Origin of the sequence: Streptomyces sp. NBC_01116 (assembly GCF_041435495.1) — a bacterium.
Taxonomy (GTDB): Bacteria; Actinomycetota; Actinomycetes; order Streptomycetales; family Streptomycetaceae; genus Streptomyces.
In genome coordinates, this window is the sequence record NZ_CP108644.1 from 466,248 (window position 1) to 489,123 (window position 22,876).

Annotated in this window: 25 protein-coding genes; 8 read left to right on the forward strand and 17 right to left on the reverse strand. The window is 72.6% G+C overall.

Annotated elements, in window-relative coordinates; genetic code table 11:
• Nucleotides 1-17: 17 nt before the first annotated feature.
• Nucleotides 18-230, reverse strand: a complete 213-nt coding sequence (locus tag OG245_RS01875; RefSeq protein WP_371621779.1) for a hypothetical protein — start codon at nucleotides 228-230, stop codon at nucleotides 18-20.
• Nucleotides 231-388: 158 nt separating this feature from the next.
• Between OG245_RS01875 and OG245_RS01880 the strand changes: the two genes are divergently transcribed.
• Both OG245_RS01880 and OG245_RS01885 read left to right on the forward strand, forming a co-directional pair.
• Nucleotides 389-940, forward strand: coding sequence for a GH25 family lysozyme (locus tag OG245_RS01880; RefSeq protein WP_371621780.1), 552 nt, complete (start codon nucleotides 389-391; stop codon nucleotides 938-940).
• Nucleotides 941-1,643: 703 nt separating this feature from the next.
• The gene (locus OG245_RS01885) at nucleotides 1,644-2,468 is read left to right on the forward strand and encodes an endonuclease I family protein (RefSeq protein WP_371621781.1); all 825 of its coding nucleotides are present in this window, start codon (nucleotides 1,644-1,646) and stop codon (nucleotides 2,466-2,468) included.
• Between the two features lie 24 nt (nucleotides 2,469-2,492).
• Here the strand turns inward: OG245_RS01885 and glsA are convergent, their stop codons facing one another.
• From glsA to OG245_RS01900, 3 genes are read right to left on the reverse strand one after another with little or no spacing between them, the layout of a single operon-like run.
• Nucleotides 2,493-3,845, reverse strand: a complete 1,353-nt coding sequence (glsA, locus tag OG245_RS01890) for a glutaminase A (RefSeq protein ID WP_371621782.1) — start codon at nucleotides 3,843-3,845, stop codon at nucleotides 2,493-2,495.
• Nucleotides 3,846-3,858: 13 nt separating this feature from the next.
• Nucleotides 3,859-4,416: a hypothetical protein gene (locus tag OG245_RS01895; RefSeq protein WP_371621783.1), complete on the reverse strand. Its 558-nt coding sequence runs from the start codon at nucleotides 4,414-4,416 to the stop codon at nucleotides 3,859-3,861.
• Nucleotides 4,417-4,474: 58 nt separating this feature from the next.
• Complete coding sequence (locus OG245_RS01900) at nucleotides 4,475-4,969, reverse strand: DUF1269 domain-containing protein (protein WP_371621784.1); 495 nt, start codon at nucleotides 4,967-4,969, stop codon at nucleotides 4,475-4,477.
• Between the two features lie 119 nt (nucleotides 4,970-5,088).
• Here OG245_RS01900 and OG245_RS01905 point away from each other — a divergent pair, with 119 nt between their 5' ends.
• Entirely contained in the window at nucleotides 5,089-6,204 is a 1,116-nt protein-coding gene (locus OG245_RS01905) for a chemotaxis protein (RefSeq protein WP_371621785.1), read from the forward strand.
• A 27-nt stretch (nucleotides 6,205-6,231) separates the two neighbouring features.
• Here OG245_RS01905 and OG245_RS01910 read toward each other — a convergent pair whose 3' ends face one another.
• The 8 genes from OG245_RS01910 to OG245_RS01945 form a co-directional block, all read right to left on the reverse strand.
• Entirely contained in the window at nucleotides 6,232-7,191 is a 960-nt protein-coding gene (locus tag OG245_RS01910) for a D-2-hydroxyacid dehydrogenase family protein (protein ID WP_371621786.1), read from the reverse strand.
• A gap of 86 nt (nucleotides 7,192-7,277) precedes the next feature.
• Nucleotides 7,278-9,665, reverse strand: coding sequence for a phosphoketolase (locus OG245_RS01915; RefSeq protein WP_371621787.1), 2,388 nt, complete (start codon nucleotides 9,663-9,665; stop codon nucleotides 7,278-7,280).
• 42 nt (nucleotides 9,666-9,707) lie between these two features.
• Nucleotides 9,708-11,120: an NADP-dependent succinic semialdehyde dehydrogenase gene (locus OG245_RS01920; protein ID WP_371621788.1), complete on the reverse strand. Its 1,413-nt coding sequence runs from the start codon at nucleotides 11,118-11,120 to the stop codon at nucleotides 9,708-9,710.
• Nucleotides 11,121-11,276: 156 nt separating this feature from the next.
• On the reverse strand, nucleotides 11,277-11,735 hold the full coding sequence (locus OG245_RS01925; protein WP_371621789.1) for an ATP-binding protein: 459 nt from the start codon (nucleotides 11,733-11,735) through the stop codon (nucleotides 11,277-11,279).
• A gap of 193 nt (nucleotides 11,736-11,928) precedes the next feature.
• Entirely contained in the window at nucleotides 11,929-14,028 is a 2,100-nt protein-coding gene (locus tag OG245_RS01930; RefSeq protein WP_371621790.1) for a xanthine dehydrogenase family protein molybdopterin-binding subunit, read from the reverse strand.
• 116 nt (nucleotides 14,029-14,144) lie between these two features.
• Nucleotides 14,145-15,146 (reverse strand): xanthine dehydrogenase family protein subunit M, encoded by a 1,002-nt coding sequence (locus tag OG245_RS01935; protein ID WP_371621791.1) that lies wholly within the window; start codon nucleotides 15,144-15,146, stop codon nucleotides 14,145-14,147.
• Entirely contained in the window at nucleotides 15,143-15,730 is a 588-nt protein-coding gene (locus OG245_RS01940; protein WP_371621792.1) for a 2Fe-2S iron-sulfur cluster-binding protein, read from the reverse strand. The genes OG245_RS01935 and OG245_RS01940 overlap by 4 nt, the downstream gene beginning before the upstream one ends.
• 63 nt (nucleotides 15,731-15,793) lie before the next feature.
• The gene (locus OG245_RS01945) at nucleotides 15,794-16,183 is read right to left on the reverse strand and encodes a hypothetical protein (protein WP_371621793.1); all 390 of its coding nucleotides are present in this window, start codon (nucleotides 16,181-16,183) and stop codon (nucleotides 15,794-15,796) included.
• A gap of 229 nt (nucleotides 16,184-16,412) precedes the next feature.
• Here OG245_RS01945 and OG245_RS01950 point away from each other — a divergent pair, with 229 nt between their 5' ends.
• Both OG245_RS01950 and OG245_RS01955 read left to right on the forward strand, forming a co-directional pair.
• Nucleotides 16,413-16,754, forward strand: a complete 342-nt coding sequence (locus OG245_RS01950) for a DUF6479 family protein (RefSeq protein WP_371621794.1) — start codon at nucleotides 16,413-16,415, stop codon at nucleotides 16,752-16,754.
• Between the two features lie 196 nt (nucleotides 16,755-16,950).
• The gene (locus OG245_RS01955; RefSeq protein WP_371621795.1) at nucleotides 16,951-17,760 is read left to right on the forward strand and encodes a VOC family protein; all 810 of its coding nucleotides are present in this window, start codon (nucleotides 16,951-16,953) and stop codon (nucleotides 17,758-17,760) included.
• 20 nt (nucleotides 17,761-17,780) lie between these two features.
• Here OG245_RS01955 and OG245_RS01960 read toward each other — a convergent pair whose 3' ends face one another.
• Nucleotides 17,781-18,320 (reverse strand): DUF6328 family protein, encoded by a 540-nt coding sequence (locus tag OG245_RS01960; protein WP_371621796.1) that lies wholly within the window; start codon nucleotides 18,318-18,320, stop codon nucleotides 17,781-17,783.
• A gap of 204 nt (nucleotides 18,321-18,524) precedes the next feature.
• On the opposite strand from OG245_RS01960, the gene OG245_RS01965 reads away from it, so the two are divergent.
• Nucleotides 18,525-18,905, forward strand: coding sequence for a VOC family protein (locus OG245_RS01965; RefSeq protein WP_371621797.1), 381 nt, complete (start codon nucleotides 18,525-18,527; stop codon nucleotides 18,903-18,905).
• Nucleotides 18,906-18,988: 83 nt separating this feature from the next.
• Here OG245_RS01965 and OG245_RS01970 read toward each other — a convergent pair whose 3' ends face one another.
• Nucleotides 18,989-19,486 carry a GNAT family N-acetyltransferase gene (locus OG245_RS01970; protein ID WP_371621798.1) on the reverse strand — a complete coding sequence of 166 codons (498 nt, stop codon included), beginning with the start codon at nucleotides 19,484-19,486 and terminating at the stop codon, nucleotides 18,989-18,991.
• A gap of 33 nt (nucleotides 19,487-19,519) precedes the next feature.
• Complete coding sequence (locus OG245_RS01975; protein WP_371621799.1) at nucleotides 19,520-19,924, reverse strand: DUF1992 domain-containing protein; 405 nt, start codon at nucleotides 19,922-19,924, stop codon at nucleotides 19,520-19,522.
• A 217-nt stretch (nucleotides 19,925-20,141) separates the two neighbouring features.
• On the opposite strand from OG245_RS01975, the gene OG245_RS01980 reads away from it, so the two are divergent.
• On the forward strand, nucleotides 20,142-20,720 hold the full coding sequence (locus OG245_RS01980) for a hypothetical protein (RefSeq protein WP_371621800.1): 579 nt from the start codon (nucleotides 20,142-20,144) through the stop codon (nucleotides 20,718-20,720).
• Nucleotides 20,721-20,806: 86 nt separating this feature from the next.
• A complete protein-coding gene (locus tag OG245_RS01985; protein ID WP_371621801.1) occupies nucleotides 20,807-21,256 on the forward strand; it encodes a hypothetical protein in 450 nt (149 codons plus the stop codon).
• A gap of 129 nt (nucleotides 21,257-21,385) precedes the next feature.
• Here the strand turns inward: OG245_RS01985 and OG245_RS01990 are convergent, their stop codons facing one another.
• Nucleotides 21,386-22,183, reverse strand: coding sequence for a tyrosine-protein phosphatase (locus OG245_RS01990; protein WP_371621802.1), 798 nt, complete (start codon nucleotides 22,181-22,183; stop codon nucleotides 21,386-21,388).
• A 121-nt stretch (nucleotides 22,184-22,304) separates the two neighbouring features.
• A complete protein-coding gene (locus tag OG245_RS01995) occupies nucleotides 22,305-22,832 on the reverse strand; it encodes a DUF6325 family protein (RefSeq protein WP_371621803.1) in 528 nt (175 codons plus the stop codon).
• Between the last annotated feature and the right edge of the window lie 44 nt (nucleotides 22,833-22,876).

A 22,876-nucleotide genomic window follows, 5' to 3' on the forward strand; every position in this document is an offset into this window, starting at 1 on the left:
CGCGTCCCGCCGGGCCGTCAGGGCAGTTGCTTGTCGATGGCCGACCGCCCCTCGGCGGCCAGCTTGCGCCGTGCCCATTCCAGGGTCTCCGGCGTCACGTCCCGCCCGGAGGCGAGCACCAGGTCCTCCGCGCTCGGCCGGTCGCTGGCACCCGTGTGCAGGAGCCGGTCGGGCGTGATGTCCTCCGGCCCGGACACGGCCGCGGATACGGGTTCGGACTCTTCGCTCATGCCGCCTCCTCGTCCTTGCGGCAATTCTCGCCCCCCACGGACCCGGCCGCATCCGAAGAGCCCGCGCACGCCTACCCGGGAGGGTGAATGAGCCCTTGGGGCAGCCGGGGAGTGGGCAGGAGAGGGAGGTCGTTGCCCCATCCTCCGAGGCGGTGCCCATGCTCCACGGTGTCGACGTCAGCGCCTATCAGCCCTCCTACGACACGGACGGACTCGACTTCGTCATCATCAAGTCCACCGAAGGCCGCACCTATGTCAATCCGCGTCTGGCCGCACAGGTGAAGCGGGCCAGGGACGCCGAGTGCGTCGTCGGCTTCTACCACTTCCTCTGGCCGGGAGACGTGGCGGACCAGGTGGACTACTTCCTGAGCAAGACCCCGGAGAAGGCGGGTGACCTGCTCGCGGTCGACTGGGAACAGACCGGAGGCGGTACGCGGGCGAGCAACGCGGACAAGGACCGGTTCATCCGCGCGGTGAAGCGGGAGCGGCCCGGCCACCGGGTCCTGCTGTACTGCAACCGCACCTTCTGGCTCGACCACGACACCACCGATTACGCCGGCGACGGGCTGTGGATCGCCGACTACGGCACCGCGGGCAAGCCCCGCATCAAGGCGAACTGGCGGATTCACCAGTACACCGACGATCCCCTCGACCGGAACGTGGCCGACTTCGACTCGGTCCGCGCCCTGCGCGACTGGGCGGCGGGCTAGGTCCTGTCGTCGAACTGCCGTCGTCGCCCGGAGGGCGGCCCTGCGGGGTCAGGTGCGTGCTCCCGGTGTGCCGGGGGCGGGTCCTCGTACTGGATGTACTCGGGCCTGTGCCCGGTGCGGCGGGAGCGCGTGCATGGCGCCGCGGGGCAGGCGGCAGTTCGACGACAGGGCCTAGCGAGCGTGTGCACGTCCTGCGTGGCCGGAATGAGGTCACGCGTGGATGTGCGCTGCTCAGTGTCGGTCAGAAGCGCGGGACGGAACGCTGGTTCACCTGACGCCGGACAGGGGAATCCGACCGGCGAAGAGGAGCCACCGGGGTTCGGTCCCCTTCGTCGCCTCCGACCGAGGAGGACCCCGGTGTCTTCCTCTTCCCGGCCCGGCTTACGGTCGGTGAGGGCGTCCAGCGACAGGACTGGCCAGCGGGAAGCAGTTCTCGAGGACTTGACGGCACCCCTGATGTGAGGCCGCGCGCTCTCCGGCGCATGCGCCTGCGGGAGTCCCTGGACCACCGGGGGCGACGTCGCCCCCGGTGGCTTCCGGCAAGGCGATTCTTGACCTGCACATGATAGGTACACAGTGTTCACACGTGGGGCACGGTGCGTGTGGAAGGCTCCCGCCTGACCACCTACCGCACGGCCGCCGCGCGAGCACCCCCACCCAGGGTCCTCGTCGCGACGCCCGCGTTCCGGAGAGGACACCCCACATGTCCCGTCGTCACTCGTTCTACGCGCGTCCACTGCTCGCCGCGGTGGCAGCCGTCACCGTGCTCGCCGGCACCGCCGCCGCCGCCGCGACCCCCTCGGACGCCTCGCCCGGCCGCTACACGGCCACGTCGGCGGCCCTCGACGACACCTACTACCAGGATGCGCTCGGCAAGACCGGCGCCGAGCTGAAGTCCGCCCTGCACACGATCATCAGCGACCAGACCAAACTCTCCTACAGCCAGGTGTGGGACGCCCTCAAGGCCACCGACGAGGATCCCGCCAACTCCTCCAACGTCGTCCTGCTGTACACCGGGCGCTCCCAGTCCAAGAACGACAACGGCGGCAGCTCGGGCCAGTGGAACCGGGAGCACGTCTGGGCCAAGTCGCACGGTGACTTCGGCACAGCGACAGGTCCGGGCACCGACGTCCACCATCTGCGGCCCACCGACGTCAAGGTCAACTCCACGCGCGGGAACAAGGACTTCGACAACGGCGGGAGCGAACTGGGCGACGCGCCCGGCAACTTCACCGACGGCGACTCCTTCGAGCCGCGCGACGAGGTCAAAGGCGACGTCGCCCGCATGATCCTCTACATGGCCGTGCGCTACGAGGGCAACGACTCCTTCGCCGACCTCGAACCCAACGACCAGGTGAACAACGGATCCGCGCCGAAGATGGGCAAGCTGTCCGTTCTGAAGCAGTGGAGCCAGGAGGACCCGCCGGACACCTTCGAGAAGCGCCGCAACGACGTGATATTCGACCGGTTCCAGCACAACCGGAACCCGTTCATAGACCACCCGGAGTGGGTCGGCGCCATCTGGTAGTCCCGGCCCGCCCAGCGGTACCGCTCAGTCCTCCTCCCCGGCCAGGGCCTGCGCGCAGCCTTCGACAGCGCCCTCACGGGTGGCGTAGCGCGGCAGGTCCTGGCCGGTCCGCTCCCGCACGAGGTCGGACGGGCCCAGCAGGTCGTTCGGATCGACGACCGCCGCGCGCCGCCCGTCGCCCGCGAGCCGGGCGAGCCCGGTGTGCAGCATCGCCAGGGCCACGGAGTCGACGGACGTGACGTCGTGCAGGTCGAGCACCACCGAGCCCCCGTCCGGCCCGGACTCGTCCAGGGCGTACAGCACGCGCTCCGCGGCCGTGAAGTCGATGGACCCCTGGGCGACGACGACGCCGACCTGTTCGTGGAGGACCCGTTCGTCCCCGGCCGAGGGTGCCGAAGGCAGGTCGTCGGCGGTCGTGACGAGGGTGACGGTGGAGCCGGGGAGCGCGGGGTTGAGCATGAGGTGGAGCCCGTAGCGGTCCGACATCGCCTCCAGTGCGGCGTGGCCGCGTACCGATCCGCCGGTGGCGTCCAGCGGCGGGCTGTAGGTCGCCACCCCGAAGCGGGCGGGGCCCACCGCGATGAGCCCGCCGGACACCCCGCTCTTGGCGGGAAGGCCGACGCGCAGCAGCCATTCGCCGGAGCCGTCGTACATGCCGCAGGTCGCCATGACGGCGAGGACCCGGGCGGCGACCTCGGCGGGGACGACTCTCTCGCGGGTCACCGGGTTCACGCCGCCGTAGGCGAGGGTCGCGGCCATCGTGGCGAGGTCGACGGCGGTGACGCGGATCGCGCACTGACGGAAGTAGCGGTCGACCGCCAGGACCGGGTCGACGGGCATGGTGCCGGTGGAGCGGATCAGGTAGGCCAGTGCCCGGTTGCGGTCCCCGGTCACCGACTCGGAGCTGAACACCTCTTCGTCGACGTCCAGTTCGCGTCCGGCGAAGCAGCCCAGGCAGTGCAGGATCCGGTCGAAGGCGGGTTCGTCGGGGGTGTCGGGGATCAGGGCGGTGGTGACGATGGCGCCGGCGTTGACCATGGCGTTGGCCGGCCTGCCCGTGCCGGGTTCGAGGCTGATGGCGTTGAACGCCTCGCCGCTCGGCTCGGCGCCGACCCAGCGGGTCACCTCGTCGAGGCCGAGCAGGGAGAGCGCGAGGGCGTAGACGAACGGTTTGGAGACCGACTGGAGGGTGAAGGGGACCTCGGCCTCGCCCGCGACGTAGCGGTGTCCGTCCATGCTCACCAGCGCGAGACCGAAGGCGTCCGGGTCGGCGAGGGCCAGCTGGGGGATGTAGTCGGCCGGCTTCCCCTCCCGTACGCCGACGAACCGGTCGCGCAGGTTCTGGAGGGAGTCGGTCACCGCGTCGGCGGCGCTCACGGCCCGCGCCCCCTCAGCCGCGCTCGGCCTGGGCGACCCGGGGGAAGGTCTTCACCCCGGCGGCCTTGCGGCTGTTGGCCCGGGCGGTGACGGTACGGTCCGGCGGCGCGTCCTCGACGCCGACGACGACGGTGTCCAGGACCTTGTCCTCGGCGTCGACGAACTCCACCCTCACGGCGAAGAACGTGGCCTCGTCCGTGGGGTTGGTGACCCGGACGAGCGCGCTGCGGACCTCCTCCGACGCGGTGAGCGGCAGTCCGTTGACCGAGACGTCGCCGATGGCGTTGCCCCGGCCCTCGGCCTCCGCCAGCCGCTTCGTCGCCTCCTGCCGTACGCGTTCGGACTCGGCGGACACCGAGGCGGCGAAGCTCTCCTGGGTGCGGGGGCTCGGCGCCCCGGAAGGCGATTCCTCCGGTTCGGGCGTGAGGGTGTGGACGCCCTGGTCGGTGCCTTCGCCGCTGGTGTCGGTGTCGCAGGCCGCCGTGGAGGTGAACAGCAGGGCCGCGACGGCGACGGGGGCCAGGGCGCGTGCGGCGCGGTGGGCTCGGCGCGCGGAGGGGTTCGCTTTCACGGACGGTCCGTCCAATCGGGGAGAGGGGATGCGGGAGGGGTGAAGGGCTGCGCGCGGGTCACACCGTCTCGTCGCCGAAGATGTCCCGGAGCTTCGCCTCGCGCTCGGTGTCGAGGTTGCTGTGGAGGAGTTCCGCGCCGTCGCCGGGCAGTTGTGCGCCGATCCGCTCGGGCACCTCGTTCATGGTCAGCAGGAACAGCGCCGAGGTCCCGGGCGTCACCTTCTCCTTGACCTCGGCGATGAAGTCGTCGTCGATTCCGACATCCGCGAGCTTCCCGCCGAGCGCCCCGGCGGCCGCCCCGATGGCCGCGCCCAGCAGCGGCATGAGGAAGATCAGGCCGAAGAGCATGCCCCAGAAGGTCCCGCTGAGGGCCCCGGCGCCGACGAGGTTCAGCAGCTGCTTCGTGCGCGGCTTGGCCCGGTCGGCGGGCCAGCTGACCACCGCCGCGTCGAGAATCCTGATCAGCCCTTCCTTCTGGAGGGACTTCAGCGCCTCCTCGACGCTCTCCGCGCCTTCGGCCGTCCGGAACTTCCACACGGTGAGCGTGGACATCGCGCAACCTCCCGCACTCCCAGGGCAACAACTCGCCCATATTAGGATCAAAAGGTATGAATTGACTCGTCGAAGCACCCACTCCATACGGGAGCGGGTGCGAACCCTGGGAGGGAACGATGGATACGGACGCCCTGACCGCCGACCTGTTGCGGGAGCTGCGGGCGACCCGGCCCTATCCGGCCCTGTCCCTGACCATGCCGACCCACCGCAAGGCCCCGGCCAACGCCCAGGACCCGGTCCGCCTGCGGAACCTGGTGGCGGATGCCGGACACCGCCTCGACGCCGATCCGCAGGTCAGCCGCGAGGTCCGGGCCGCCCTCGTGGGCCGGCTGGAGCGGGCGGCGGCCGAGGTGGACCCGCGCGGGGCGCTGGACTCCCTGGTGCTCCTCGCCACCACCGACGAGTTCTGGATCTGGCGGCTTCCACGCACCGCACCCGAACGGGTGGTCCTCAGCGACACCTATCTCACCCGCAACCTCGTCGCCGCCAAGGCCCAGACCCGGCCGTTCCGGGCGCTGACGGTCGCCGCCGACCACGCGACCCTGTGGATCGGCACGGGCGACGGCATCCGTCCGGAGGAGGTGGGCGGCTTCCCGCTGACCGCGCCGAAGGAACCGCCCAACCCGCAGCGTGAGGAGCGGATCGGGGACACCCCGAGCACCTTCAGCGACGAGGAGACGCGGAACTTCTTCCGCGAGGTCGACGAGAAGCTGCGCGCGGTGCTCGCCGACGACCCGCGCCCGCTGTATCTGATGGGCCTCGCCCCCGCCCTCGCCCTGCTGGACGAGGTCGGCGAGAGCTCCGGGTCCGCCGTCGGCCGGGTCACCAAGGGCGCGCCGGCCGATCTGTCGCCCGCCGAGGTCCTGAAAGAGCTGCGGCCCGCCCTGGAAGAAGGCGCTCGCAGGGCGGTGGCGGACGTGGAGGCCCGGCTCGACAACGCCCGCAGCGCCCGTTCGTTCGCCGGGGGGCTCGACGAGGTGTGGGCCGCGGTCCGTGAGGGCCGGGCGGGTCTGGTCGTGGTGGAGGAACACTTCCAGGCGGCCGTTCAGGTGACCGACGAGCACCTGGAGCCGGTGCCCGAGGGGAGCACGCAGAGCGCGGACGGCACGATCCGCGAGGACATCGTCGACGAACTGGTCGAAGCGGCGCTCGACAGCGGCGCCGATGTGGTCTTCGTCGAGGACGGTTCGCTGGCGGAACACGGCCGGATCGCGGCGGCGCTGCGCTACTGACCGGAGCCGCGCGGGGGTCCTCCGCCGTCAGCCCAGGCGGCGGACCGGCTGCCCGTCGAGGAAGGCCCTGATGTCCTCCACGGCCTGGCCGTAGTAGGTCTCGTAGTTGGCGCGCGACACATAGCCCAGGTGCGGGGTGGCCAGCAGACGCGGGGCCGTGCGGACCGGGTGGCCGGCCGGGAGCGGCTCGATGTCGAACACATCGGTCGCGGCCCCGGCGATGACTCCCGTGTCCAGGGCGGCGAGCAGGGCGTCCGTGTCGACGATGGCCGCCCGGGAGGTGTTGATCAGGTACGCGGTCGGGCGCATCAGGGCGAGTTCGGCCGCGCCGATCAGACCCCGGGTCCGGTCGCCGAGCGCCAGGTGGACGGAGACGAAGTCGCTGGAGGCCAGCAGTTCCTCCCTGGAGGCGGCGAGCGTCGCCCCGACCTCGTCGGTGCGTTCCTCCGTGAGGTTCTGGCTCCACGCGAGGACGTCCATGCCGAAGGCCCGGCCCACCTGTGCCACCCGGCCGCCGATCTTCCCGAGTCCCAGCAGCCCGAGCGTCCGCCCGTGCAGATCGGCGCCGAGCGTGGACTGCCAGGGGCCGTCGGTGCGCAGTGCCTCCGCCTCGGGGACGATCCCGCGCGCCAGGCCGAGCAGCAGCGCCCAGGTCAGCTCGACGGGCGGGGTGGAGGAGCTGGCGGTGCCGCAGACGACGACGCCGTGCCGTTTCGCGGCGCCGAGGTCGATGACGGAGTTGCGCATGCCGGAGGCGACGAGCAGCCGCAGCCGCGGCAGCCGGGCGAACAGCTCCGCCGGGAACGGCACCCGCTCGCGCAGGGTGACCACGATGTCGAAGCCGGCGAGGGCCGCGGCCGCTTCGTCCTCGGTGGCGAGGTGCCCGGTGAAGGTCACGACCTCGACGTCGGCGGTCACGGGCGACCAGTCGACGACGGTGGTGGCGACGGACTGGAAGTCCTCGATCACGGCGCAGCGCAGCTTCATGGCGGCCTCTCCGGTGGGTCTCGGGTCGCCGCCCATGATCGCTCAACCACCCGTCGGCGGGAACAGGGACCCGGTGACCGAGGCCGTCAGCCGCCCCACGTCCAGTCCACGACCTCCGGCAGGTCCGTGCCGTGCTCGCGGATCCAGGTGTGGTGGCGGGTGCGGACGTCCACCATCGCCTGGCGCACGGCGACGGCGCGGACGCCGAGACCCGGTACCCGGTCGATGACGTCCATGACCAGCCGGTAGCGGTCGAGGTCGTTGCGGACGACCATGTCGAACGGCGTGGTCGTGGTGCCTTCCTCCTTGTAGCCGCGCACATGGAGGTGGGCGTGGCCGTTGCGGCGGTAGGCGAGCCGGTGGATCAGCCACGGGTAGCCGTGGTAGGCGAAGATCACCGGCCGGTCGCGGGTGAAGAGGGCGTCGTACTCGGAGTCCGGCATGCCGTGCGGGTGCTCCGCGTTCGGCATCATGCGGGCGATGTCGACGACGTTGACCACGCGCACGGCCAGCTCCGGCAGATGGCGGCGGAGCAGGTCGGCGGCGGCCAGCGTCTCCTGGGTGGGTACGTCCCCGGCGCAGGCGAGGACCACGTCCACCTCGCGGCCGCGGTCCTCGGTCCCGGCCCACTCCCAGGCCCCTGCCCCGCGCGCGCAGTGGGCGCCGGCCTCGTCCGGGGTGAGCCAGTCGAAGGTCGGCTGCTTCCCGGCGACGATCACGTTGACGTGGTCCCGGCTGCGCAGCGCGTGGTCGGCGACGGAGAGCAGGGTGTTGGTGTCCGGCGGGAGGTAGACGCGCACGACCTCGGGGCTCTTGTTGAGGATGTGGTCGACGAAGCCGGGGTCCTGGTGCGAGAAGCCGTTGTGGTCCTGGCGCCAGACGTGCGAGGTGAGCAGGTAGTTGAGCGAGGCGATGGGCCGCCGCCAGGGCAGCCGCCGCGAGGTGCGCAGCCATTTGATGTGCTGGTTGACCATGGAGTCGACGACGTGGGCGAACGCCTCGTAGCTGGAGAAGAGCCCGTGCCGTCCGGTGAGGAGGTAGCCCTCCAGCCAGCCCTGGCAGAGGTGTTCGGAAAGCACCTCCATCACGCGGCCGTCGTGGGCGAGGTGTTCGTCGGTGGGCAGGGTGCCGGCCTGCCACGCCTTGCCGGTGGCCCGGTAGAGGGCGTCCAGCCGGTTGGAGGCGGTCTCGTCGGGGCCGACGACGCGGAAGTCCCTGCGGTCCTCGGTGGCGGCCATGACGCTCTCCAGGAGGCCGCCGAGCACCTTGGTCGGCTCGTGGAGGGCGGTGCCGGGCCTGTCGACCCGTACGGCGTGGTCCGCCAGGTCGGGCAGCGGGAGGTCGCGCACGAGCAGCCCGCCGTTGGCGTACGGGGTGGAGCCGAGCCGGGCCGCTCCCTCGGGGACACAGGCGAGGACCTGTTCGGTGGGGCGGCCGTCGGCGTCGAAGAGTTCGGCGGGCCGGTAGGAGCGCAGCCACGCCTCCAGCTGCCGCAGGTGTTCCGGGTGGTCCCGGACGCCGGAGAGCGGGACCTGGTGGGAGCGCCAGGTGTTCTCGACGGGCAGTCCGTCGACCTCCTCGGGTCCGGTCCAGCCCTTGGGGGTGCGCAGCACGATCACGGGCCAGCGGGGCCGCTCGGTCGCGCCGTGCTCCCGGGCGGCCCGCTGGTACGCGCCGATGCGGTCGAGGGCGGTGTCCATGGCGGCGGCCAGTGCCCGGTGGACGGCGGCCGGGTCGTCGCCGGTGACGAACAGGGGGTCGTGGCCGTAGCCGCGCAGCAGTTGGTCGAGCTCGTCCTCGGGGATGCGGGCGAGGACCGCCGGGTTGGCGATCTTGTAGCCGTTGAGGTGGAGGATGGGCAGGACGGCCCCGTCGTGGACCGGGTCGAGGAACTTGTTTCCGTGCCAGGAGGCGGCGAGCGGCCCCGTCTCGGCCTCGCCGTCGCCGACCACGCAGGCCACCACGAGGTCCGGGTGGTCGAAGGCGGCTCCGTAGGCGTGGGCGAGGGCGTAGCCGAGTTCGCCGCCCTCGTGGATGGAGCCCGGCGTCTCGGGGGCGACGTGGCTGGGGACGCCGCCGGGGAACGAGAACTGCCGGAAGAGCCGCCCCATGCCCTCGGCGTCCCGGCCGACGTCCGGGTAGATCTCGGAGTAGCTGCCCTCCAGCCAGGAGTTGGCGAGGACGGCCGGTCCCCCGTGGCCGGGCCCCCACACGCACAGGGCGCTCAGGTCGCGGTCCCTGATGACCCGGTTGAGGTGGGTGTGGACGAGGTTGAGCCCCGGCGAGGTGCCCCAGTGGCCGAGCAGCCGGGGCTTGATGTCCTCGGGGACCAGCGGCCGGGTCAGCAGCGGGTTGGCCATCAGGTAGATCTGGCCGACGGCGAGGTAGTTGGCCGCGCGCCAGTGCGCGTCGAGCGCGGCGAGTTCCTCTTCGGGAAGGGTGGAGGGAGCGGAGGCGGTACGGGTGTCGCTCACGGAGCAGGTCTCCTCGTCGGGTGACGGCGCACGGGCGGGGTGTCAGGACGCCTCGGGTCCGTACCAGAGCGTGGTGGCGTCGCAGAACTCGCGGATGCCGTGTCCGGCCAGCTCACGGCCGTAACCGGAGCGCTTGATCCCGCCGAAGGGCAGGGCCGGGTGTGAGGCGGTCATCCCGTTGAAGAAGACCCCGCCGGCCTCCAGGTCGCGGGCGCAGCGCTCCTGCTCGCCGGGGTCGCGGGTCCAGACGTTGGAGCTGAGGCCGAAGGGGGTGTCGTTGGCCAGGTGGATCGCCTCGTCGAGGTCGGCGACCCGGTAGAGGGTGGCGACCGGGCCGAAGGTCTCCTCGCGGTGGACGCGCATGGCGGTGGTGATGGAGGCGAGCACGGTCGGCTCGTAGAACCAGCCGTTCTCCAGGCCGCCGCCGAGCTTGTCGGGGCGGCGGCCGCCGCACAGCACCGCGGCGCCCCGTTCGACGGCGTCGTCGACGAGCTCCTCCAGGTCGGTGCGGCCCTGTTCGGTGGAGAGCGGTCCGATGTCGGTGCCCTCCTCCAGCGGGTCGCCGACGGTCAGCGCCCGCATGCCCGCGGTGAACCGCTCGGCGAACTCGTCGTACACGTCGGCGTGCACGATGAAGCGTTTGGCGGCGATGCAGGACTGGCCGTTGTTCTGGACGCGGGCGGTGACGGCGGTGGCGGCGGCCTTCTCCACGTCGGCGGACGGCAGGACGACGTACGGATCGCTGCCGCCCAGCTCCAGCACGGTCTTCTTCACCTCGTCGCCCGCGGTGGCGGCGACGGCGCGGCCGGCCGGTTCGCTGCCGGTGAGGGTGGCGGCGACGACGCGCGGGTCGCGCAGGACCGCCTCGACGGCGCCCGAGCCGATCAGGAGCGTACGGAAGCAGCCTGCGGGGAAGCCGGCCCGGTGGAAGAGGTCCTCCAGGTAGAGGGCGGTCTGCGGCACGTTCGACGCGTGCTTGAGGAGTCCGACGTTGCCCGCCATCAGCGCGGGTGCGGCGAAGCGCACCACCTGCCAGAGCGGGAAGTTCCACGGCATCACGGCGAGGACCACGCCGAGCGGACGGTAGCGGACCAACGCGCGGGAGGCGCCGGAGTCCCGCACGTCGTCGGGGTCCGGGTGTTCGTCGGCGAGCAGCCCCTCGGCACGGTCGGCGTACCAGCGCATCGCCTTCGCGCACTTGGCGGCCTCCGCGCGGGCCGCCGTGACGGGCTTGCCCATCTCCACGGTCATCGTGCGGGCGATGGTGTCGCGGTCCTCGTCGAGGAGGTCGGCGGCCCGGTTCAGCCAGCCGGCCCGCTGCTCGAAGGGCGTCGTGCGGTACTGGCGGAAGGTCTCCGCGGCGGCGGTGATCCTTCGTTCGGTCTCCTCCTCACCGAGGGCGGGATAGGACCTGATCAGTTCGCCGTTCGCGGGGTTGACCGTCGCGATGGGCATGGCAGTGGCCTCCTTGCATCGGTACTCCGACCGTGCCGCGCCGCACCGGTCCGCGCAACGCGGCACTCCCCCGCACGTACCCGGCCGACGCGGATCATGCGTGCCGGGGGCAGCGCGTTCCGCGTCGGCCGGTAAAGGGGCCGCTCCTCCGGGCGGTTACACGAGCGCCGCCAGGGGAACGCGGCGGGCGGTGCGGACGCCGGGCAGCGGGGCGTACGGGAGCAGCCCCGCGGGCCGCGGCGCCTCGGCGTAGCGGGTGAACCAGACCACTTTGCCGTCCGTGGTCCGGCAGGTGCCCCAGCTGTCGCTCAGGGCCATGACCCGGCTCAGCCCGCCGCCGGCCGGCAGCAGCCGGGGCATCCGGGCGCTGTCGTCCGCGACGGACACGGTCACGTGCCGCCCGGTCCAGCGGAGTTCGAGGACGCAGGTGTTGCCGTCGCCGACATGCCGGTGGACGTTGGTCAGGAGCTCGTCCAGGGCCCGGCACACCGGCCGGACGTGCAGGTCGAGACTCCAGTGACGCAGGTGTGCGGCGACGATGCGCCGCACCTGCGGAACGCGCTCTGCCGACACCTGCAGTTCGACCGAGTAGTGCCGGTCGAGTGGAACGGTCATCGTCGAGGCTCCTCACCACGAGGCCCACGTCTCTCACCCCGTCGTACTTCACCCCGTCGTACGAACGAACCCCGAACACGAAGCGTGAGCACAGATTACTTCTGGGTCACTCATCAGAGTGCGTCGAGTAGGCCGGACGCGCAACAGCTGGGCCGTCCGTGCTGGTGGGGTGCGGTGTCCGGGCGCAGGGCGGTCAGAGCAGGTAGGGCAGCAAGGTGTCCGGGGTGAGGGGCAGTTCGCGCAGCCGGGCGCCGGTGGCGTGGCGGACCGCGTTGCCGATGGCGGCGGCGGTGCCGACGATCCCGATCTCGCCGATGCCCTTGCTGCCCATCGGGTTGAGGTGGCGGTCGTCCTCCTCGATCCAGTGCGCCTGGATGTCGGCCGTGTCGGCGCAGACGGGCACGTGGTAGGAGGCGAGGTCCTTGGCGGTGAAGTCGCCGAAGCCCGGGTCGATGCCGCAGCCCTCGGTGAGGGCCATGCCGATGCCCATCACCATGCCGCCGGTGAACTGGGAGCGTGCGGTGCGCTCGTTGAGGATCCGCCCGGCGGCGTACACGCCGAGGAGGCGGCGTACGCGCACCTCGCCCGTGACGGCGTCGACGGCCGTCTCGGCGAAGTGCGCGCCGAAGGCGTGCCGGGCGTACGGGGACTCCTCGCCGGTCTCCTCTTCGGTGTCGGCGGTGGTGGTGATCCCGTCGGCGGGCAGGGGGCCCTGGTGCTCGGCGAGGCGGGCGGCCAGGGCGGTCGCCGCCTTGTGCACGGACCAGCCCCAGGAGGCGGTGCCGGAGGAGCCTCCGGCCAGCGGGGCGGCGGGCAGGTCGGTGGAGCCGATGTCGACGCGTACGGCCTCCGGGGCGACACCGAGCACGTCGGCGGCGATCTGGGCCAGGACGGTGCGGGCCCCGGTGCCGATGTCGGTGGCGTTGACGGCGATGCCCAGGTCACCGTCCCGGGTGGCGTGGGCGCTCGCGGTGGACCGGGAGAGGAGGACGGGGTACGTCGCCGAGGCCACGCCCGTACCGATGAGCCAGCGGCCTTCCTGGCGGGCTGCGGGCCGGGGGTCGCGGTCCTGCCAGCCGAACCGGGCCGCACCGTCGCGCAGACAGGCGGCGAGGCCCCGGCTGCTGAAGGGGCGGCCGCTGTCCGGTTCGGTCTCCGGTTCGTTGCGGAGCCGCAGCTCGACGGGGTCCAGGCCGAGTGCGGAGGCCAGCTCGTCCATGGCGGACTCCAGGGCGTACATCCCGGAGGCCTCCCCCGGGGCGCGCATCCAGGAGGGGCTGGGGACGTCGAGGGCGGTCACCCGGTGCGCGGTCCGGCTGTGCGGCGAGGCGTACATGACGCGGGCGGGCACGGCGGCCTGCTCGACGAACTCCTTCACGGTGGAGGTCTGGGTGACGACCTCGTGGCTGACCGCGGTGAGCACCCCGTCCAGGTCCGCGCCGAGCCTGACCCGCTGGATCGTGGGGGCGCGGTGGCCGACGACCTCGGCCAGCTGGGCGCGGGGGAACACCAGCTTCACCGGCCGCCCGGTGTGCTGGGCGGCCATCGCCGCCAGGACTCCCTGGGGGCGGGTGGTGCCCTTCGAGCCGAAGCCGCCGCCGACGTGCTCGGAGACCACGGTGATCCGGTCCGCCGCCAGTCCGAACGCCTGGGCCAGGCTCTCGCGGACCTTCGTGGAGCCCTGGCTGGAGTCGTGGACGGTGAGGTGCCCGTCGGCCCACACCGCGGTGGCGGCGTGCGGTTCCATGGGGTGGTTGTGCAGCGCGACCATCCGGTAAGTGGCGTCGACCTGGACGGGCGAGGCCGCCAGGGCCCGTTCCACGTCGCCGCGCACCCGGACGGCGGGCTCGCCGCCGTTGGCCTCCTCCGGCGTGTAGAGACCCGGATGGTCTTCGGTGAGGGTCACGTCGTGCTCGTCGCGTGCGTATTCGACGTGGAGCTCACCGGCCCCTGTCCGGGCGGCCTCCAGGGAATCCGCGATCACGAGGGCGATGGGCCAGCCGTGGTGCGGGACCCGGTCGTCCTGGAGCACGGCGAGGATCGGGTCGTCGGGCTCCCGGAGTTCGGGCGCGTTGTCGTGGGTGAGGACGGTGTGGACGCCGGGTACGGCGAGGGCGTCGACGGCCCGTACGGCGGTGACGCGTCCGGCGGCGACGGTGGCCGGGACGGTCCAGGCGTAGAGGCAGCCGGCGGGCGTGCGGTCGGCGGCGTAGCGGGCGGTGCCGGTGACCTTGTCCCGGGCCTCTCTGCGGACGACGGGCGCACCGGGGAACTGCGGGGCTCGGGTGGTCATGGCGGTGGGTCCTCGGGGGTCGGTGGGCGGACGCGGAGGGCGTCCGGCGGTCGGGCACGGGGGGGGTGGTTCGGCCGTGCCGGGTGGTTCGGGTGGTTCAGCCGGCCGGTCCGGGTTCAGCCGGTCCGGGTGGGCTGCCGCTCGGTGAGTTCGCCGAGCACGTCGAGGGCGAGCCGGCGGGCGAGGTCCACCTTGAAGGCGTTGTCGCGCAGCGGTCGCGCCTCGGCCAGTTCGGCGATCAGGGCGTGCTGGAACACGGCGGGGGTGGCCGGGGCGCCGCGCAGCTCGGCCTCGGCCCTGCGGGCCCGCCACGGCCGGTGGGCGACGCCGCCGAACGCGAGGGTGGCGTGCTCCACGCGGCCGGCGTCCACCCGGAGCGTGGCGGCGACGGAGACGAGCGCGAAGGCGAAGCTGGCGCGGTCGCGGGCCTTGCGGTAGCGGGAGGCCGCCCCGGGCGCCGGCGGCGGCAGCACCACCTCGGTGATCAGCTCGCCGGGCCTGATCACGGTGTCCTGGTCGGGGTTCTCCCCCGGCAGCCGGTGGAACTCGGTGAGCGGGACGGCCCGTTCGCCCTCGGGCCCCAGCAGCACCACGGTCGCGTCGAGCGCGGCGAGGGCCACGGCCATGTCGGACGGGTTGGTGGCCACGCACTCCGGCGAGTGCCCGAGGATCGCGAGGTCGCGGTGGGTGCCGTCGCGTGCGGGGCAGCCGGAGCCGGGAAGCCGTTTGTTGCAGGGCTTGGAGACGTCCTGGAAGTAGCGGCACCGGGTGCGCTGGAGCAGGTTGCCGCCGGTGGTGGCGGAGTTGCGAAGCTGACCGGAGGCCCCGGCCAGCAGCGCCTGGGACAGCACGGGGTAGCGGTCCGTCACGTCGGGGTGGGCGGCGAGGTCGCTGTTGCGCACGGTGGCGCCGATGGCGAGGCCGCCGTCGGCCGTCCGGGTCACCCGGTCCAGCGGCAGCCCGGCGACGTCGATGAGGACCCGGGGCGCCTCGACGCCGAGCTTCATCAGGTCCACCAGATTGGTGCCGCCGCCCAGGAAGCGGGCGCCGGAGCCTTCCGCGCAGAGCCGGACGGCCTCGTCGGTGGAGGCGGGGCGCACATAGCCGAACGGTTTCACTCGATCACGTCCTCGATCGCTTCGACGATCCGGGGGTAGGCCCCGCACCGGCAGATGTTGCCGCTCATCCGTTCCCGGATCTCGTCCGCGTCGAGTGCGACGGGTCCGCCCGGTCCGGCAGCGGTGTCCGGTTCGGCGGCGGTGTCCGGTTCGGTGACGTGCGAGGGGTGGCCGTCCGCGGCCTCGCGGAGCATGCCCACGGCCGAGCAGATCTGGCCCGGGGTGCAGAAACCGCACTGGAGGGCGTCGCGCTCGACGAAGGCCCGCTGCACCGGGTGCAGGTCCTCGCCGTCGGCGAGCCCTTCCACGGTGGTGATCGTGGCGCCGTCCTGGGCGACGGCGAGCAGCAGGCAGCTGTTGACCCGCCGCCCGTCGACGAGGACCGTGCAGGCCCCGCACTGGCCGTGGTCGCAGCCCTTCTTGGCCCCGGTGAGCCCGAAGCTCTCGCGCAGCGTCTCCAGGACCGTGGAGCGGTGGTCGACGGTCAGCGTCGTCGGTTCGCCGTTGACGTTCAGGGTCACGGTGGAGTGTGCGTCGACGACCGGTTCCGGTTCGAGGTCGGCTCCCAGAGCGAGGGAATCCATGCGTGCGCCTTTCGCTTCGCCGCGGGGCGGAGAATCGCCCCGGTTCTGTTCTCGTCGGGGCCGTCAGCGGCTCTCCAGCCGCAGCCTGACCTCCTGCTCCTGGTCGCCGGCGGCCGTGCCGACGACGCTCACCGCGAAGGCCCCGGTGAGATGGGTACGCAGCCGGTCGACGGCCCAGTAGCCGCCCTGGGCCTCCACCGTGACCGGCGCGGTGAGGTGGGCGGGGGTGGCGTCCGCCCGCGGTTCGGACACGTCGACGGTGGTGACCCAGACGGTCGGGCGGGGGCCCGAGGCCGATGTGGGCGTCTCGCCCATCGGGTGGTCGGATGCGAAGGCGGTGGCGAGCACGTCGAACACGGTCCGCGCGTCCCGGGTGTCGCAGCGGCTGAGCGAGACCACCACCTCCCGGTCCGCCGGGTGGTCCTCGCCGCTCTGTTCGGGTGTGCTGTTCACCGTGGTTCCTTCCGCTCGGGGTGCCGGCCTTCGGGCCCCCTCCAGGCTGACCCCGCATCGGGCCGACGGCGACACGGGAGACGTCCGAAGAGGCCTGGAGCTCCCGGAGAGCGGGCAGGAGGGCGGTCCTGACCCGCGGTCCTGAAACGCGTTTCCCCTGAGATACCCATAAAACATGAATTGCTGTGAATAGCTGACTGATGCACTTCTCCCGGGGTATGCGCAGTACATGGATGTTCTGAATGCAGTCAATACGGTCGAGGTGCCCTCCGACGTGCCGCTCGCGGCGACCACGGGGGCCCTGGGGATCGTCCTGCCCCTCGTGGCGCTGGCCGTCGTCGCCCTGCTGATCGGCGGCTTCATCCTCAGCAAGCGCAAGCACGACGCCGAGCCGCCGCCGCCCCGGCCCCATGAGCAGCCGCAGCAGCCGCAGGGGCGCACCCACATCGACCAGCACGACCCGCACGCCTCCGACCGCTTCCCCGCGGACGGCCACGCCCTGTCCCCGTACGAGCTCAAGGACCACGGCAACGGTCCGCTGCCGCCCGACGAGGAGCAGCCGCGCGGCTGACCGGCCCGTCCCCCGGAGCTCCACGCCGCCACCTCTGCTCGGGAGGTGCTCGGGAGGTCGTGACGGGCCGGCTGTTCCTCGATCTGCCAGGGGCTCCGACCCCGCCCGCGTTGCGGGACCGGGCGGGCCGGTCGACGCTGGTTGCTGGACCGCAGCGGCCGGGCAGGACGCCGCTCCCCGACGAAGGCAGTGGACCATGACCGGAAGCGACCCCCGTACGGCCTCGGCAGCACCCCTGACGGGGCCGGCCGCGCCGTGCTGGGTCACCCTGATGACCCGGAACCTGGAGACCGCCGAGCGGTTCTACGGACAGGTCCTGGGCTGGTCGTTCCGCCCCGGGCGGCTCGGGGCGGACTTCTCCGTTGCCTACCGCGGCGACATTCCGGTCGCCGGCGTCTTCGCCGTCTCCTCGACGTACCGGATCGCGGTGGCCTGGACGCCGTACTTCGCGGTGGAGGACGCCGACGTGGCCGCCGCCCGGGTCCGCGAGCGGAGCGGGACCGTGGCGGTGGGGCCGCTGACGCTCGGCAAGGGGCGCGGCGTGCTGGCGTCGGACCGGGACGGGGCGTCCTTCGGCCTCTGGGAGCGCACCGAGGCCTCCACCTCCCCGCCGGCCCCGGCCGACCACGCACACGCCTGGCTGCGGCTGCGGACCCGTAACGCCTTCGACGCGGCGATCTTCTACGGCGAGGTGCTCGACTGGGCGAGCGGGCGGCCGGGGTGCTGCGATGTCGCGTACGAGGGTGACGAGGTCATCGTGCGGTGCGAGGGGCATCCGCTGGCCCGGATCAGCTCCGGTGCCGTGGAGGCGGCCGTCGACCCGTTGGTGCGGCCGCACTGGCAGGTGCAGTTCCCGGTGGCGGACCTCGCGGCGACGGTCTCCGCGGCCGGACTGCACGGCGGCGCCCTCGTCGAGGAGCGCACCGGCTTCGGGGGCACCGAGGTCACCCTGCGGGACCCGGACGGCGCACTGTTCGCGGTGACCGATGTGCGCAGCCCGGCCTGACGCGCTTCAGACGGCGCCGCTCAGGTGGCACTGCTCTCCTTCTCGCTGTCGCCGTAGCTGCCGCTGTCGTCCTCGGTCTCGCGTCGGCCGGAGCGCCCCCGGGCCAGGGCCCATACCGGGAAGATGAACCAGCAGGCCAGGAACCACAGGGCCATCGCGCCGACCAGCCAGAGGGCGAGCTGGTTGTGGAGGACGACGCGCAGGATCAGCAGGAGCGCGGAGCACATCGTGCAGAACAGCAGCACCAGGCCGAGCACGGTCATCCGGGAGGCCCAGATGACCGTCTCGGGCTTCATCCGGCGGCCGGTGAGGAGCCGGTGGTAGGACACGGGACCGATGAGCGCCGCCGCGGTCGCCGAACCCAGCATCACCGTGACGACGTAGATGTTCCGGTCGATGTCCCCCAGGTCCTCGAACCGCGACTGGAAGACCACCGCGAGCAGGAAGCCGAAAAGGATCTGCACCCCGGTCTGGGCGACGCGCAACTCCTGGAGCAGTTCGGACCACTGCCGGTCCGCCCGCTCCTCCTGGGTCTCCTGACGGCCTCTGCTGGGTGTCACGTGGGGTCCCTTTCCCTTCTGGGGCCCGGCGGGGAGGGCGGAGTGCCGATGGCCGGATCCCACAGGTTCCCCGCGGGCACGGGCGTAACCCCGTGGACCGGTGTCCGCGGCCCGCCTATGATCACGGCAGGGCATCGCGCGTCGGTCACCGGCCGGGTGAGGCGTGGAGGTAGCCCGTGAGATGCCCGTTGGAGGCATTCCACCGTGTCAGTCGAGTTGAACCACACCATCGTCCACTGCCGGGACAACCGCGAGTCCGCCGAATTCCTGGCGGATCTGCTGGGCCTGACGGTCGGAGAGGAGTGGGGTCCGTTCGTTCCGGTCGTTCTCGCGAACAGCGTCACGCTGGATTTCGCGACGATTCCCGCCGCTTCGATCACCCCGCAGCACTACGCCTTCCTCATTTCGGAGGCGGAGTTCGACACCGCGTTCGCGAAGATCCAGGCTCTGGGGATCGACTTCTTCGCCGATCCCCATCAGAAGGTTCCCGGCGAGATCAACCACAACGACGGCGGACGGGGCGTGTACTTCCCCGATCCGAGCGGTCATGGCATGGAGCTGATCACCCGCCCGTACGGCGGTTGATCACCGCCTGAGGCACCCGTCCCGGAGCCCGGCCGCGCACCGCGGCCGGGCTCCGGTCGTCCACGGCCCCGGTGGGGCGCGCCTCAGCCGATGCGGAGCAGGAGTTCGGGGCGGTCCCACATCACCGCGGGCGGATCGGCCCGTACCGTGCCGACGGGTTCGGCGCCGATGCTCCGGTAGAAGCCCTCGGCCGGTGGGTGGGACACGATCCGGATGCCCGCGAGCCCGGCGGTCCGGGCCTCCTCGCGCAGATGGGCGGCGAGCAGTCGGCCGATGCCGAGCCCCTGGGCGGAGTCGGCGACGAACATCAGGTCCAGTTCCGGCGGGTCGAGGAGCAGTGCGTAGAAGCCGAGGATCCGGCCCGTGGCGCCGTCGTCGGCGACGAAGACCCGGTGCGCCTCGATGTAGTCCGGGCCGATCCGGTACCCCTCGACCATCGGGGCGTACGGCCCCTCGTAGGCGCCCGATGTGCGGACCAGCCGCGTCAGCCGGCCGGCGTCGCCCGCCGCGGCCCGGCGGACCGTCACGTCGGCGTGCTGTGGAGCGCGCCCGCGCCGCCGTCCCGCCCTGCCCGATCCCATACGGCGAGTATGCGGCACCGTGGCCGGCGGATTTCAGGCCGGGCGTCGTTCCTCGCGCCAGCGGCGGACGGTCCCGTCCACGTCGAAGGGGGTCAGCCGCAGCGGCGGGCCCTCGGGAGGCATCCGGATCGCCCGCTCGATCTTCTCGTTCACCCCGGTCAGGATGCGCCGCACCTCGGCCTCGGTGCGGGCCGCGGACACCGCGCGCGGGACGTCCTCCGCCTCCTTGCGCAGGGCCAGCGCGGGCGGCAGCATCGACACGCCCTCCCGCTGCATCTTCTGCTTGATCCACCAGGCCTCGTCGTAGGGGCGTTCCAGACCGGCGATCGGCTTGCCGAAGCCCGGAAGCGCGGAGAAGTCACCGCGCTGTTCCGCCTCGTGGATCTGCCGGTCGACCCAGGACTCGAAACTGACTCCCGGTGGTTTGCGCTCCGTCATCGCGTGCCCTCCGACCTGCCGCCGATCCGACGTCTTCACCCTACACAGAGCGCCGCGCGGAGCCCTTCCGCCGGAGGACTGCCTCGAACGGGAATCCGGGGGTACACGACCTCCAGCACGTCGCCCGACGGTTGTCGCCGGGCTCGGACCGAAAGGGGTTGACCACTGTGCGACAGCAGAGCTACGTATCGGCCGATGAACGTCGGGGGAGGTAGCCATGACGACAGCGATCATCATCATCGCCGTGGTCGTCGTGGCGGCCATCGCCGCGTTCTTCCTGCTCCGTGGACGATCGGCCGGCGGCAGGGGCCTGCGTGGCCGCTTCGGGCCCGAGTACGACCGCGTGGTCGCCCGACACGGCGGCGACACCGCCGCGGCCGAGCAGGAGCTCGGCGATCGGGTGAAGCGGCACGGCCACCTCGACGAGCGCCCGCTGACCGAGGAGGCGCGCGCACGGTACGCCGCCCGCTGGGCGAGCGCCCAGGAACTGTTCGTGGAATCGCCGGAGCGGGCGCTCACCGAGGCCGACGCGCTGCTGGCCGATCTGACGCGCGAGCGCGGCTTCCCGGGCGGCGAGGACTTCGAGGACCGTACGGACGCGCTCTCCGTCCACCACGCCGCGCACGTCGACGGCTACCGCCGGGTGCACGCCGCCCGCCACGGGAACGTGAGCACCGAGGAGATGCGCGAGGCACTGATCGAGGGCCGCGGGCTCTTCGACGACCTGCTCGCGGGCGCCCCGTCGGGGCGTGAGCACGGCAACAGCCATCTGGTGAAGGGACGCGGTACGTCATGACGCGGACACCGAACGAAAAGACAGGTCTGCCCGAGGGTGCGGGCCCCATCGACATGGGCACGCCCGTGAGGGGATCGGGCACGCCCGTGACGGCTCCGAGGACGGTCACGGGCGAGGAGCCGGCCGGCCGTACCGGGGCGGGCCCCCGTACCGCCCCCGACCACGGCCCCGGCCCCGCGGTCTCCGAAACCCCGGGTCACACGGTCCCCCATGCCGGATCGGACGCCGCCCGAGGGGGCGGGGGTGAGCCGCACCACGGCCGGCCGCTGTTCTCCCCCGAGGAGCAGGAGGCGTTCGCCGCCCGCATCCAGCAGGCGGTGACCGGGTTCGTGGAGGATCCGCACCGGGCGGTACAGGAGGCCGACGCCACCTTCGACGAGGTCGTCGCGTCCCTCGGGGCCGCCCTGGAGGAACGCGGGCGGCGCCTGCGCGCGGGGAAGGACGGGAGCGAGGCTGCCGCCGGGGCGGAGACCGAGGATCTGCGGATCGCCCTCCAGCACTACCGCGACCTGACGGAACGCCTCGTACGCCTGTAGCCGGCGCGCGACACAGGGCGCACAAGGGGCCGGTCCGGCCGGGAGCCTCCCGGCCGGACCGGCCCCTTCCGCGCTCACGCCGCGTCGGTCACTGCCGTCGCTGCCGTCACTCGCGTCGCTCCCGACGGTTCAGCCGCGGAGTACCAGGCCGTCGCGCAGCCGCTCCAGTGCGGCGTCGGGCACGCGCAGCCCGTCGCGTACATAGCCGTCGAGGCCGCCCCAGCGCTCGTCCATGGCGTCGAGCGCCACGTCCAGGTAGCGGGGGCGGACCTCGATGATCGCCGCGGCGACGGCGGGGTCGCCGCCGCCGTCCAGGAACTTCGTCACGTACGGGGCGAAGGCCGCCCGTACGGCGGGGTTGACCGCGAGGAAGTCCGACCGCACCGTCGCGCGGGCCGCTCCCAGGAGCATCAGCAGGACGGCTGCCGCCCAGCCGGTACGGTCCTTGCCCGCCGTGCAGTGGAAGAGCAGCGGGCGCGCGGCGGGGTCGGCGACCGTCTCCAGGAAGGCCCGGTAGGCGGCCGCGGCCCCCGGCGAGAGGACCATCTTCCGGTAGGTCTCGGCGAAGAGCTCCTCGGCCCGGCCGCCTCCCAGCGCCCGTTCCGCCTCGACCGGGTCGGCGAGCAGGGACCTCAGCCGGGCGGGCGCCACGCCCGGGTGGTCGCCCAGCACATCGGCGACGAAGAGCCTGGCCCGGTCCGGCAGGCGGTCCGGGGCCCACTGACGCTCGTCGGCGGTGCGCAGGTCCACGACGGTGCGGATACCGAGTGCGGACACCGCCCGGTCGCTCTCCGGGTCGAGCTCGCTCAGCTGACCCGAGCGGAAGAGGACGCCCTGCCGCACCCGGCGGTCACGGCCCAGGGCGATGCCGCCGAGGTCGCGCAGATTGACGACGGTGGCGGCCGGAACGGTCCGGGCTGTCTGCACGATGAACTGCCTCTTTCCCTGATGAATTCCAGGAATTCCACATATCGGGATCAATGTCGTATGCAGTAAGGAAAGCACCACCGGAGAGCGCCGGGCGGCTCCCCGGGGCGCCGGCCGGGCATCAGTCCGACAGGAGCTTCGTCTTCTGGTCCACGAACTCGGCGTCGGTGAGGACGTCCCGCTTCCACAGCTCGGCAAGCCGCTCCAGCCGGGTGATGATGTCGTCCCCCGCGACCTCCTGGTCAGCGGAACCACCGGGCCCACCGGCCCCGAGGCGCTCGTGCGCGACGAACGTGCCGCCGGCCTCGCGGGCCGCGCGGGCGAGCCGCGTGGTCCACAGATCCTCCCGGACGACGATCGCCACGACATCGCCCGCCGGCACTCCGCGGTCGAGCCCTTCGAGGTCCTCCGCACCCAGCACCGCCGCCGCCCCGCCCTCCGCCGTATCGGCGGGAACCACTCCCTCGGGGTCCAGCTCCCGCAGTTCCACCGAGGTCAGCGCGCCGCCCTCCGCCCTGCGGACGAAGGCCAGGTCTCCGGCGCGTACGGCTCCGGACGACGCGGCTTCGGCGAGCACGGGGGCGACCGACCCGGCGAAGCGACTGCCGGGGAAGGCGATGACGAGGTACTCCACAGGTCCGACGGCCACGGTCGCGTCCTCTCCGCATCCCGGCGGCCGCAGGAGCGGCGCCG